A 12,506-nucleotide genomic window follows, 5' to 3' on the forward strand; every position below is an offset into this window, starting at 1 on the left:
GACAGGACCATGTACGAGCAGCCGCCGCCCCAGGTGCCGCCGATCGACCGCACCTTGGGGTACGACGCCGATCTGAAGGTGGTCAAGGAAGTCGCCGACATCGACCCCAGCCCGCAAGGGAGCATGTCGTCCCTGAGCGTGAACCTCGGATTCATCGCCGGCCCCGAGCCGTCCGAGGCGGTGACCAACCCCGCCAGGGAGAGCGCGGCCACCGCCGCGAACCCGGTCACGCAGATCATGGACGGTCCCGGGGGGCTCTACGGCCCCAGCTTCGCGGACCCGGCGCCCTGGGTCTGCGACGGTGCCCCCACCCCCGGCTGCATGCCGGCCCCGCCCCCCGTGATCGGAGGCTTCATCTGACCCCTGCCGACCGTCCCGGGCGGCTCCGCCCCGGGCCTGCGAGCAGGTCCGCCCCGGGCCGCCCGGCCGGCGGAACCACCACCCACGAAGGGAAGAGCGACCATGACCATGGAAGACGTCCGCGAGGGGTACCGGGCATGGACCCCCACCCCGCAGCTCCCGACGCTCGCCCCGTCGATCGACCGCAGCGGCCGTGCCGCCGGCGCCCTGGGTGCTTCCCCCGGCGTCGAGGCCGACGCCTTCTGGGACACCGCGTTCAAGGTTCTCAAAACGGTGGCCCCGATCGCGCTGGCGGCGCTCTGACGGGATACGCCCACGGGCACCGCGTCCACGCCGTGCCGGCTGCGAGGCCCACCCGCCTCGCAGCCGGCACACCGCTGCCCAGGGATCAGCGCAGACCGGCGAAGAGGTCGTTCTCGGGGACGGCCGTACCCGTGGTGTCCTTGACCCGCACGAAGGTCTCCATGCCCATCAGTTCGGTGAACCGTTCCTTCCCCATCTTCAGGAAGAAGATGTTCTCGCCCTGGCTGGCGTGCGCGGCCAGGGCGTCGAACTTCCGGCCGCCGAACGCGGTGGTGTCCACCCAGGTACTGATCTCCTCGTCCGGCAGGCCGATCTCCGACATGTCGGGCATCTCGGCCGCCTCCGCCGGGTCCGGCTCCTCCCGGTCCCCGCCGAACTCCCGCATCACCTCGCCGAAACGCTGCATCGCCGAGCGCGGCGCCGTCGTCCAGTAGACCTTCGACGCCGGCTCCTCGACCAACTCCAGCGCCGCCATCGTGATGCGGTGGGCCTGGATGTGGTCGGGGTGGCCGTAGAACCCGTTCTCGTCGTAGGTGACGACCACGTCGGGCCGGTACTGCCGCATCAGTTCGGCGAGGCGGGCGGCGCCCTCCTCCACCGGCGTGCGCCAGAACGACCCGGGCGCGTCGTTGCTCGCCCAGCCCATCATCCCGGAGTCGGCGTACTCCAGCAGCTCCAGGTGAGTGACCTTCAGCACCTCACAGCTGGCCTCCAGTTCCTGCCGGCGCATCGCGGCGACGGCCTCCGGGTCGTGCCCGGGCTCGCCCGGCTTGACCCCTCCCGGTCCGTCGCCGCAGCGGCCGTCCGTACACGTGACGAGGACCGTGCGGACGCCCTCCGCCGCGTACCGGGCGAGGACACCCCCCGTCCCGGTGGCCTCGTCGTCGGGGTGGGCGTGCACCGCCATCAGCGTCAGGGGCCGGTCAACCATGAGAATCCATCCTCCGGTGTGAAAAGTACTCGCCCCAGTCTGCGCCACGGCGAGGGGTGGTCGCTCCCGAAATCCCGCTCACCGACCGGGAAGCCCGCCGGCCAGGGTGACGGGCAGGCCCGCCTCGATGCGGCTCTGCAGGCGGCCACCGTGGACACCCGGGGTGTCGAACACGCCCTGGCCGTCGGGGTCGTCGTCGGCGCCGGCGCACAGGACCTCGGGCACCAGCACCGCCTCGGCGCCGGCGAGCGCCGGGTAGTCGGCGGCGAGGTAGGCGGGCGCCAGGACGGGGCCGTGCAGGGTGCCCTCGACCAGATCGGGCTCGAATCCGGCGGACAGCACGGTGACCCGGGCGTGCAGGTCCCCGTGGAGCATGACCAGCTTGTCGGTCATGTTGCCGACGAAGGCCTCCACGTGGACGCTGCCGCGGACCAACAGCTTGGCGTCCCCCTCCAGGTAGACGGCGGCCGCCCGCAGGTCGCCGAGCACGATCAGCGCGGGGCAGCCGTCGTCGAGGTTGAGGACGGCGCCGCTGACGTCGAGGTCGCCGTCCACGACGTAGCCGGTGCCGTACGGCTCGGTGGCGTCGAGGTCGAGGTGCCCGTCGATCGACAGGGCACCGGAGTGGACGTCGTACGACTCCTCGTAGAGGTTCTCGTACGAGGAGACGGGCAGGCCGCGGCGCTCGAAGAGGGCCACGGACTCGTCCCAACTGTGCAGCGTGGTAGCGATGTTCATGGGACGAACTCTGCCACGCGGCACTGTCAGCCGATCGCGACCGGATCGAGACCGATCGTTTCGCCCGCGGGCCGGCCCGCAAGCCCCGACCCGCGGGCGAGGGGGCGGGCCCCCTCGCCCGCACCGGTCAGGACAGGTAGTCCTCCAGCCCACCGTCGCGCCGGATGTCCAGGGTGACGCAGTGGAACCCGCCGCCGAGCACCCGGGAGTGCCGCAGCCGGTGCGGCAGGACGGTGATCCCGGCGTGCTCCAGCACCTTGATCAGGCCCTCCTGGCCGGACTCGACGATCGCCGTGTCCGGGGAGACCATCAACAGGTTCATGCTGATCCAGCTCTCGCTGAGCGCGTGCTCGGGGGTGTCGCCGGAGGGCTCGGCCGGCGGGCACCACAGGACGTCCCAGCCCTTCAGCGGCTCCGGGACGGTGTCCGGTCCGATCCGCTCGGGGTTGAGCAGCACCAGCCCCGGCCGCAGCAGCGCGATGGTGCTGTCGATGTGGGTGTAGCCGTAGATGTCGCGCAGCGGGTGCAGCCGCAGGCCGCCGTCGCCGAGCAGGCCGAGGGTGGACTCCAGCCACCGCAGGCCGAGTTCGTTGCCGCTGCGGGAGACCTGGTAGAAGACGTCCCGGCCGAGCCGCAGCACGTTCGCGGCGTCGAAGACCGGCTCGGCCTCGCCGAGCAGCGGCAGCCCGTCCGCGTCGAACTCGAAGAGTTCGTCGCCCAGTCGCGGCCGGGGAGCGGCCAGCCAGCGCGCCCCGCGGCGCAGGTAGTCCTGGAAGAGGCCGCGTAGTCCGAAGACCTCGAAGTAGCGCTGCCGCATCGGGCTCGCCACCTCGATCAGCGTCTCGCCGACCACCAGGGTGAGGTCCCGCGGACAGTAGGAGTGGAAGCCGCCGTCGGCCTCCCAGAGCGGGGAGGAGAAGCCGGCCGCGTGGTCGACCGCTTCGGGCTGGTGGACGGTGACGCCGAGGCCGCGCAGGGTGGCCACCAGCGCGTCCAGGTCCTCCTCGGTCTCCTCCACGACCTGCCGCGAGTAGGGGCCGACCTCGATCGAGGCGAGGTCGGCGGCACTGGTCTTCGGGAAGCAGGACAGCCAGGAGGACGGCTCGCTCTGCTCGGGCAGCCGGGCGCCGACGGCGGTCCCGACCACGATCTCCCGCAGTGTGCTGAACTCGTCCCAGCTGTGGACCGGACGGGCCGAATCGGACATGGCTCTCCCTTGACACGGGTTTGGGGAATCGTGGACGACACGGCGCACGCGACGGCTCGGAACGCACGGCCTCGAACCGCGTCGCCGGACGGATTAATCGCCGGACCGGCTCCGGCCGACCGCGGCGTACGGGAATTCACCGGCCTGGCAGTCGAATTCGCCTTTCGAAGGGCCGGGATCGACTGTCAAGCTACCCGGACCACCACGGCCGCGCAAGGACCGTGATCGGCACCGAATGGGCCGTCCCGACGCACCTGCGCGCGCCTCGCCCGTTGTTCGACTCCCGTTATTCCGACGCTGATCAATACCCGTGTGTCGCCCCCGGGGCCGGTCGGCGCACGGGCCGGGCCGAAGGCCCCGCGGCCTCCCCGGGCGAGCGCCCCGGCCCCGCGCTCACCACCGCCAGGCCCGGCGGATCCGGCTCCCGCCCGCCAGGGCCAGCAGCGCCCCGCCCGCCGCGGCGACCCCGGCCACCGCCAGGTTCTGCCGCTGCGCCCGGCGCCGGTCGGCGACGGCCGCCCGGGCCGAGGCCGCCAGGAAGGCCCGTTCGACCCCGGCCGTGGCCAGCTCCCCGGCCGCCACCCGCCGCATCAGCTGCTCCAACCGGCCGCCCCGGCACAGCAGTTCCGGATCCCGGTCGGAGGCCGCCCAGCCCCGGGCCGCCGCCGAGAGCCTGCGCTGCTCCCCCAGCGCCTCGCGGCCCTCCGCCAACCAGCCGCGCAGCCTGGGCCAGGCCTGCGGCAGCGCCTGGTGGGACAGCTCGACGGTGTCCCGGTCCACCACCACGAGCCGTGCCCGGACCAGCCGTTCCACCATCTCCGGCACCCCGGGGTCGTCGAACTCGGCCCGCCGGACCGGCTTGCGGGTGCCCTCGTCGCCGCCCGGCACCAGGGCGCCGCCCGACACCGGCCCACCGCCGGGCCCCAGCCCCTCGCCCAGGCCCGGCACGCCGGCGGCGGCCTCCTCGCCGGCACCGACCAACTCCCCGCCGAGCCGCAGGAACACCGACCGCGCCCGCGCCTGGTCGGACGCGTCCAGCCCGTTGTACAGCGTCTCCGCCGTCCGGGCCAGCGCGCCCTCGAAGCCTCCGGTGGCCTGGAACCCGGCCAGGGTGAGCGCGTTGCCGCTGCGCCGCCGCCAGGTCTCCAGCAGCGCCGCGGACACCAGCGGGAGTGCGCCCGGCTGCTGCGCGGCGGTCGAGATGAGGACGGCCAGCAGCGCGCCCTCGACGGTACAGCCGGACCGTGCCGCCGGCTCGGTGATCGCCCGCCGCAGCTCGTCCGGCGCCGGACGCCCCACCGACAGCATCCCGTGCCGCCCGGCCGTCTCGGCCAGTCCCGGGTACTCGGCGAGCAGTGGCCCGCACTGGTCCGAGCGGAGCACCAGCACCACCCGGCAGCGGGCGGGCGCCGCCGGCGGCAGGCCGTCCGGCGCCTCGCCCGTACCGCCCGTGGCGGTCGCCACCAGCGCGTCCAGGAAGCGCGCCCGCTCGGCGGCGTCCCGGCAGCGGGTGAGCAGCTGCTCGCCCTGGTCCACCACCAGCACCGGGTCCCCGGCCGTCGCTCCCGCCCCGCCGCGCGCCGTGTCCCCGGCTCGCTGCCCGAGCCGGGCGAGGGCCAGCGCGTACGCCTCCATCGGCCGTTCACCGGGGGTCAGCAGCGCCACCGGGACACCGCCGTCGGCCGGGGGCCGCTGCGCCCCACCCCCGGCCGCCGGTCTCCCGGGATCCGCACCGGCGGCCGGAACCCCGCCGAGCCGGGCCTGTAACCCGGCTCTGACCAGCGAGGACTTGCCCGCCCCCGACGGCCCGGAGACGATCACCAGCCGCCGTTCGGTCAGCAGGGCGATCAGCCGTCCCAGCAGCGCCTCCCGGCCGAAGAACCGCTCGGCGTCGACGGCCTCGAACGCGGCCGCGCCCGGATAGGGGGCCCGTCCGACGTCCTGGGCGCGCCGCCGGGCCGCGGTCTCGGCGGCCAGCTCGGCGGCGAGCAGCTGCCAGCGGTGCTGCCACTCCCGCACGTCCCCGCCGCAGGCCTGCACATAGGCGAGGGTGACCGCCAGGCTGGGCAGCCGCCGTCCTCCCGCCGCCACCGACAGACTGGCCGCCGAGCAGTGGGCGCGGAGCGCCAGTTGACGGTACGGCAGGCCTCCGGCCCGCTCCCGAAGGGCCCGCAGATCACCCGCGAAGCGCAGCAGCGGCCCGTCCCCGGGGTCAAGTGGACTTTCCCGACGCGGCACTACGGCCCCCTTCTCCGTTGAAGCGGTGTCCTGAAAACCTCGCGTGCCACACGCGCCACGCGCGCCGCGCGTGCCTCGTGTCCATCCCCCCCGTTGATTCATCATGCACAGGACCGTCGGCGTCAAACAATGGTGCGTGCGGGTCGGTTGTTCCGAGTTGGTGTTCAATGTCCAGCCGCACGGCGCCGAACAAAGCCGGTGGGATAGAACCGGAACCCGCAGCCTTCGCTGACTTCGGAGATATCCATGAAGTTCACGCGGTACTGCCGTTCCCTCCTGTCGACACCCGCGATGGCGGTGGAGCGGTACGCCAAGAGCCATCAGTCCGGGGCCGACATCGCCATGGTCGACCTGGAGGACTCGGTCCCACCCGCCCGAAAGGAGGAGGCCCGTCGGCTCGCCGAGGAGTTCTTCACCCTCCCGTCCACCAAGCTCGCGCGCAGCGCGGTGCGCATCAACACCCTTTCCGGACCGGAGGGTCTGCGCGACCTGATCGCCATCACCCGGTACCGGGTCAAGCCGGACCTGGTGCTGATCCCGATGGCGGAGTCCGCCCGGGACATCGAGATCGCCGCCGGCGCGCTCGCCTCGGACTGCCCTCAGACGGAGTTCCTGGCCGTCGTGGAGACCCCGCTGGGCATCGAGCACGCGCCCGCCATCGCGGCCGCCGGGCACCGGCTGCGCGGGCTGGTCTTCGGCTCGGCCGACTACGCCTTCGCGGTCGGCGCCCGGCTCTCCTGGGAGGCCCTGACCCACGCCCGCGGCCGGGTGGTCAACAGCGCCCGCGCCGCCGGGGTGGAGGCGATGGACGCCCCGTTCTTCGAGGTCACCGACCTCGCCGGGCTGCGCCGGGAGGCCGGGCTCGCCCGGGACTTCGGGTTCAGCGGCAAGATCGCCGTCCATCCGCGCCAACTCGGTCTGATCAACGAGGTGTTCAGCCCGGGCGAGGAGCTGCTGGAACGTGCCCGCCGGGTGGTCGCGGCGGGTCTGGAGAACGGCCGCTCGGTCACCGTGGTGGACGGGGTGATGGTCGGCATGCCGTTCTTCGAGGCCTCGCAGCGGCTGATCGAACAGTTCGACCCGCCCCGGCCCGAGGTCTCCCCCCACCCCCTGCACCACCCACGACAGCACCCACGGGGCCACGCGCCCACCGACACCCCGAACCACTCGACGGAGAAGTGACGATGACCGAAGAATCCATCCTCGGCCCACGCCGGTACCGCAACGCCGAGGCCATGCTGGCCAGCGCCGACCCGGTCTGGCAGGCGGCCGCCGCCAACGGCCTGATCGGCATCACGGCGGACTCGGAGTCGAACAACCGGTTGATCGTCCGCGAGACCGGCCACGAGTTCGCCAACATGGTCTCCTGCTCGTACCTGGGCCTGAACAACCACCCCGCGCTGCTGGCCGGCGCGGTGGACGCGCTGACCGAGTCCCGCAGCACCTCGCTGGTCATCTCCACCACCCGGATCCGGCACAACCTGCTGGTCCGGCTGGAGGAGGAGCTGGGCGAACTGTTCGGCGCCCACATCCTGCCGGGGGCGTCCTGTACCTCGCTCACCGCCGGCATCCTGCCGCTGATCGCCTCCGGCCACCTGGACGGCACCTGTCAGGGCGGCGGCGGGCCCCGGGTGATGGTCTTCGACCGCTTCTGCCACTTCTGCATGGCCTACGCGAAGCCGATCTGCGCGGACGAGTCGCTGGTGCTGACCTGTCCGCACAACGACCTGAACTACCTGGAGGACATCTGCCGCAAGTACCCGCGGGTCGCCTACGTGGCCGACGGCGCCTACTCGATGGGCGGCACGGCGGCCCTCGACGGACTACTCGAACTCCAGGACCGCTACGGACTGTTCCTCTACATCGACGACTCCCACTCGCTGTCCATCATGGGCGAGCGAGGTGAGGGCTACGTCCGCTCCCGGCTGGAGATGAACCCGCTGACGGTGATCACCGCGAGCCTCGGCAAGGGCTTCGGCACCAGCGGCGGTGTCGCGATGCTCGGCAACCGCGAGCAGTTCGAGTTCCTGCACCGGCACGCCGGCCCGGTCGGCTGGTCGCAGAACATCCCGCTGCCGCTGGTCGGCGCCTCACTGGCCAGCGCGGCCATCCACCGCTCCCCCGAACTGGCCGACCTCCAGGCGAAGCTGACCCGCAACATCGAGCTCTTCGACGAACTGCTGCCGACCACCTTCGCGGGCAACGGCCTGCCGGTGCGCCGGGTCGACGTCGGGGACGCCGAGCGCGCGGTCAAGCTGTCCGCCCAGCTCTTCGAGCGCGGCTACTACAGCTCGGCGGTGTTCTTCCCGATCGTGCCCAAGGGCGAGGCCGGGCTCCGACTGATGATGCGCGCCGACATGGACGAGCCGATGATCCGCGACTTCGCCGGCCACGTCAAGGAACTCACCGCAGACCTCTAGGACCTGGGAGCAGCCGCGATGGACACGACCGAACCCGCCGGCTACCGGCGGATCGGCGAGCGCCGCTACCGCGAGGTGGTCGGGCGCTACTACGAGGAGTTCGAGGTCGGCGAGGTGGTCGAGCACCGCCCCGGGCGGACCGTCACCGAGCTCGACAACGTGCTGATGAGCATGCTGAGCATGAACGACGCCCCCCTGCACATCGACGCCGCCTACAGCGCGCACACCCCGTGGGGGAAGCCGATCGTCTCCAGCCTGGTGACGCTGAGCATCGTCGGCGGGATGACCGCCCGTTCGACGAGCGGGCGCACCATCGCCAACCTGGGCTGGGAGAACATCCGGATGACCCACCCGGTGTTCGCCGGCGACACGCTCTACGCGGAGACCGAGACCCTCGCCAAGCGGCTCTCCGAGAGCCGCGCCGGGCAGGGCATCGTGCGCTGCCGCACCACCGGGACGAAGTCCACCGGCGAGACCGTGGTGGTGTTCGAACGCAGCTTCCTCGTCCCGCTGCGCGGCCACGGCCTGGACGAGGTCGCGGGGTACTGACACACGAACCGGGGAGGCGGGCCGGTCGGCCCGCCTCCCCGGCACGCCGCTCAGTCCGCGCGGCGGACGTCCACCAGCACCTTGCCCACGGTCTCCCGCGCGGCCATCGCCCGGTGCGCCCCGGCCACCCCGGACAGCGGCACCGTCCGGTCGATCCGCGCCACCAGCCGTCCCTCGGCGGCGAGCCGGAACATGTGGTCGGCGACGCCCTCGAACAGCTTCCGGTCCGTCAGGACGTGCTTGAGCCAGAAGCCCTGCGCCCCCGCCGAGCGCTCGGTCAGCTGGCCCATCGTGAAGCTGTCCTCGACCCCCTCCCGCGCTCCGACCGACACCAGCCGCCCGAAGGGGGCCAGCGCGGCCAGCCCGGCGCGCAGCACCGGGCCGCCGACGGAGTCGAGGAACAGGTCCAACCCGCCCGACTCCGCGAGCCGTTCGGCCAGGTCGGGGTCCGCCGGGTCGAGCACGGTGTCGGCGCCCAGCGAGCGCACGAACTCCCGCTTCTGCGGGGTGGAGGCCAGCCCGACCACCCGGCCCGCGCCCAGTTCCCTGGCCAGCTGCACCGCCAGGTGGCCGACCCCGCCCGCGGCCGCGGTCACCGCGACGGCCTCGCCGGGCCGCAGCCGGCCCGCCAGGGTCAGCGCGCCGTAGGCCGTCGCCCCCTGCTCCAGCAGCCCGAGCGCCTGCTCGTCGTCCACGTCGTCCGGCACCTCCACGGTGTGCGCCGCCTCGGGGACGGCCACCTCGGCGTACCCGCCTCCGGTGCGCAGCAGCGCGACGACCCTCCGGCCGTCCTCGCGGCGCCGCCCGACCACGTCGACGCCGAGCACCGCCGGCAGCGGGAAGCGGAGGTACTCGCCGGTGCGGCATTCCAGGTCGGCGTAGTTGAGGCCGGCCAGGGTGACGTCGACCAGCACCCGGCCGGGGCCGGCCTGCGGCTCCGGCACCGTCTCGACGCGGAGTTCCTCCGGCCCGCCGTAACGGTGGATCACCAGCGCGCGCATCCCGCTCCCGTCCACGGTCACCTCGTCCTTCTCGTCCGTCTCGTCCATCCCGTCGATCTCCTCCGTCGGGTCCGGGGTCCGTTCGGACCTCATCCGGCGAACAGCGCGAGCAGCGCGGCCTCCAGGGCGCGGACGGCCTCCGGGGTCTCGGCGATCACGCCGTACATCAGCGAGCCGTCGGCGGGCCCGAAGTCGCTGCTGAACAGCACGCCGGTGCCGGTCTGTGGGTCGAAGGCCAGCCCGGCCGCGGCGGTGGCCGCCACGGCCTCGGCGAGGGACGGCGCCCGCAGGCCGCCGAGCTCCAGGATGTGGCGCGAGCCGCGGTGTTCCGCGCGCAGCAGGCGGCCGAAGAAGATGTCGAGCAGGTGGCTGGAGCCGGTGAGCCGGGCGTTGGTCTCGTGGAAGTAGATCTCGCCCTCCGGGGTCAGCACGGCGTCCGCGCTGACCGTGCCCCGGTAGCCGATCACCCGCAGCACCTCGCACAACCGGGCGCCCTGGTCCACGAGTTCGGCCAGCACCTCCGGGTCCGGCGTGACCGGCGGGGTGATCTCCCCGACCACCACCGGCCGCATCAGCATCTCGCCGCAGCCGGCGAGCGACACGGCCGCGTCGTCGATCAGGAACTGGGCGTACAGCGGCACGGAGTCGGCGAAGTACCGCTCCACCACGACCCGTTGGCCGCGCCCGCCGGTCAGCCAGGTCCACCGCTCGGCGACGTACCCGGCGACCGCCGCCCGGTCCGGCAGCGGCACCACCCGCTCGGCGCCGACCGCCTCCACCTTCTCGTCCCGGGCGAGGATCTCGTTGCCGAGGCCGCCGCCCTGGTACTCGACCTTCACCATCACGCTGTGCCCGCGCGCCAGCAGCCGCTCGATCGCGGCCTCCACCTCCGCCGGCGTGCCCGCCACCAGCCCCAGCGGGATCGGCACCCCGGCGCCGGCGGCCAGCGCCCGGAACCCCGCCTTGCTGTTGACCAGGGCGTTGCCGCCCTGCGCGGCGAAGGGCCGGCCGGGCATGGCGTGGGCCACGCCGAGCGCGTCCGCCAGCTCGGCGACCGCGCCGTTCGGCGAGATGGCCAGCACCTCGTCGACGGTGCGCCCGTCCAGGACGCGGCGCAGCTCGGCGCGGAAGCCCGGGTCGGCCAGGCGGTCGGTGGTGAGCACCTGGTCGCCCTGGGCCCCCGGCGGCGGCACCACGAAGGTCAGGGCGTCGGCCCGCACGCCGGTCAGCCCGGTGACGTACGCCAGGAACTCCGGGTCGGGGCCGCAGGGCAGCACCAGGACGTCGCCGTCCTCGGCCCACCAGAGCATCCGCTGTGCCGCGCACCCGGAGAAGAGCCGCTCCCGCGGCGTCATCCCGGTGAGGTCCCCGACCATCTCCTCGGTTCGGCTGTTCGCGATGCAGAGCGTCGTCATCTGGTGGACTCTCCCGGCGTTCGGCGCTGGTGCGGCTCAAGGTCCCGTGTCACCCACGGCACGGGTGTGACGTGCGCTACCGGTGTAGCGCACCGGGGTTGTTCTGGTTCGGCCCTCGGTCATTGAACAAAACGCCGAACAACCGCCGGGTCCGCGACCCGCGCGGCGGGACGGGCCCGCCCTGTTCGCCGCCGTCCTCGGCTACGGTGTCGCCGTACTCGCCGCGGCAGCCGTCGGACCGCCCGTACGGCAGCCGGCCCGACCGCCACGGCTCCATCCGCAGAGAGGGACGCACTCCCATGACCACCACCGTCGCCGCCTACGCCGTACCGGCCCCCAAGGCCCCGCTGGAGCGCACGACCATCGAGCGCCGCGCGGTCGGCGAGCACGACGTGCTGATCGACATCGCCTTCGTCGGCATCTGCCACTCCGACATCCACCAGGCCCGCGAGGGCTGGGGCGAGGCGATCTTCCCCATGGTGCCCGGGCACGAGATCGCCGGTGTCGTCGCCGAGGTCGGCCCTGGCGTCACCCGGTACGCCGTCGGCGACCGGGTCGGCGTCGGCTGCATGGTCGACTCCTGCCGCGTCTGCGACAACTGCCGGGCCGGCCTGGAGCAGTACTGCGCCGACGGCCCGGTGTGGACGTACAACGCCGTCGGCAAGGACGGCCTGCCCACGTACGGCGGCTACACGAAGAACGTGGTCGTCGACGAGAACTACGTCGTCCGCATCCCCGACGCGCTGCCGCTGGACAGGGCCGCCCCGCTGATGTGCGCGGGCATCACCACCTACTCCCCGCTGCGGCACTGGAAGGCCGGCCCCGGCCGGAAGGTCGCCGTCGTCGGCCTCGGCGGGCTCGGCCACATGGGCGTGCAGATCGCCCACGCGCTCGGCGCCGAGGTCACCGTGCTCTCCCAGTCCCTGCGCAAGAAGGACGACGGCCTGCGGCTGGGCGCCGACCACTACCGCGCCACCGGCGACCCGGCGACCTTCCAGGAGCTGGCCGGCACCTTCGACCTCGTCCTCAACACCGTCTCCGCCCCGCTGGACGTCGCCGCCTACTTCTCGCTGCTGCGCACCGACGGCGCCATGGTCAACCTCGGTCTCCCGGAGGAGCCGCTGCAGGTCGACCTCCGGTCGGTGTACGGCAACCGCCGCAGCATGAGCAGTTCGGGCATCGGCGGCATCGCCGAGACCCAGGAGATGCTGGACTTCTGCGCCGAGCACGGTGTGGCGGCCGAGATCGAACTGATCGGGGCCGAGCAGATCAACGACGCCTACGAGCGCGTCCGCGCCGGCGACGTCCGCTTCCGCTTCGTCATCGACACCGCCACCATCTGAC

Annotated in this window: 12 protein-coding genes; 6 read left to right on the top strand and 6 right to left on the bottom strand. The window is 73.2% G+C overall.

The features are described 5' to 3' along the window. The first annotated feature begins 9 nt into the window (after positions 1-9). Together ACGF13_RS32290 and ACGF13_RS32295 are read left to right on the top strand one after the other, a co-directional pair. Positions 10-360, top strand: a complete 351-nt coding sequence (locus tag ACGF13_RS32290) for a hypothetical protein (RefSeq protein WP_392882040.1) — start codon at positions 10-12, stop codon at positions 358-360. Positions 361-462: 102 nt separating this feature from the next. Then, positions 463-663: a hypothetical protein gene (locus tag ACGF13_RS32295; protein WP_392882042.1), complete on the top strand. Its 201-nt coding sequence runs from the start codon at positions 463-465 to the stop codon at positions 661-663. Between the two features lie 85 nt (positions 664-748). Here ACGF13_RS32295 and ACGF13_RS32300 read toward each other — a convergent pair whose 3' ends face one another. The 4 genes from ACGF13_RS32300 to ACGF13_RS32315 form a co-directional block, all read right to left on the bottom strand. Next, complete coding sequence (locus ACGF13_RS32300) at positions 749-1,594, bottom strand: PIG-L family deacetylase (protein ID WP_392882044.1); 846 nt, start codon at positions 1,592-1,594, stop codon at positions 749-751. A gap of 78 nt (positions 1,595-1,672) precedes the next feature. Then, a complete protein-coding gene (locus ACGF13_RS32305) occupies positions 1,673-2,332 on the bottom strand; it encodes a hypothetical protein (RefSeq protein WP_392882047.1) in 660 nt (219 codons plus the stop codon). Positions 2,333-2,459: 127 nt separating this feature from the next. Next, the gene (locus tag ACGF13_RS32310; RefSeq protein WP_392882049.1) at positions 2,460-3,539 is read right to left on the bottom strand and encodes an inosamine-phosphate amidinotransferase 1; all 1,080 of its coding nucleotides are present in this window, start codon (positions 3,537-3,539) and stop codon (positions 2,460-2,462) included. A 393-nt stretch (positions 3,540-3,932) separates the two neighbouring features. After that, positions 3,933-5,777 carry a hypothetical protein gene (locus ACGF13_RS32315; RefSeq protein ID WP_392882051.1) on the bottom strand — a complete coding sequence of 615 codons (1,845 nt, stop codon included), beginning with the start codon at positions 5,775-5,777 and terminating at the stop codon, positions 3,933-3,935. Between the two features lie 246 nt (positions 5,778-6,023). On the opposite strand from ACGF13_RS32315, the gene ACGF13_RS32320 reads away from it, so the two are divergent. The 3 genes from ACGF13_RS32320 to ACGF13_RS32330 are packed head-to-tail and all read left to right on the top strand — an operon-like array spanning position 6,024 to position 8,746. Beyond that, positions 6,024-6,959, top strand: a complete 936-nt coding sequence (locus ACGF13_RS32320) for an HpcH/HpaI aldolase/citrate lyase family protein (RefSeq protein ID WP_392882054.1) — start codon at positions 6,024-6,026, stop codon at positions 6,957-6,959. Between the two features lie 2 nt (positions 6,960-6,961). Further along, complete coding sequence (locus ACGF13_RS32325) at positions 6,962-8,197, top strand: aminotransferase class I/II-fold pyridoxal phosphate-dependent enzyme (protein WP_392882056.1); 1,236 nt, start codon at positions 6,962-6,964, stop codon at positions 8,195-8,197. 18 nt (positions 8,198-8,215) lie between these two features. Next, positions 8,216-8,746 carry a MaoC family dehydratase gene (locus ACGF13_RS32330; protein WP_392882058.1) on the top strand — a complete coding sequence of 177 codons (531 nt, stop codon included), beginning with the start codon at positions 8,216-8,218 and terminating at the stop codon, positions 8,744-8,746. A 50-nt stretch (positions 8,747-8,796) separates the two neighbouring features. On the opposite strand, the gene ACGF13_RS32335 is transcribed toward ACGF13_RS32330, so the two are convergent. Continuing rightward, positions 8,797-9,795, bottom strand: a complete 999-nt coding sequence (locus ACGF13_RS32335; protein ID WP_392882060.1) for a zinc-binding alcohol dehydrogenase family protein — start codon at positions 9,793-9,795, stop codon at positions 8,797-8,799. A gap of 41 nt (positions 9,796-9,836) precedes the next feature. Continuing rightward, on the bottom strand, positions 9,837-11,162 hold the full coding sequence (locus tag ACGF13_RS32340; RefSeq protein WP_392882063.1) for a peptide ligase PGM1-related protein: 1,326 nt from the start codon (positions 11,160-11,162) through the stop codon (positions 9,837-9,839). A 299-nt stretch (positions 11,163-11,461) separates the two neighbouring features. On the opposite strand from ACGF13_RS32340, the gene ACGF13_RS32345 reads away from it, so the two are divergent. Then, positions 11,462-12,505 (top strand): NAD(P)-dependent alcohol dehydrogenase, encoded by a 1,044-nt coding sequence (locus ACGF13_RS32345; RefSeq protein WP_392882066.1) that lies wholly within the window; start codon positions 11,462-11,464, stop codon positions 12,503-12,505. The last annotated feature ends 1 nt before the right edge of the window (position 12,506 follow it).

The organism is Kitasatospora sp. NPDC048286 (assembly GCF_043201735.1).
In the GTDB taxonomy this organism is placed as follows: Bacteria; Actinomycetota; Actinomycetes; order Streptomycetales; family Streptomycetaceae; genus Kitasatospora.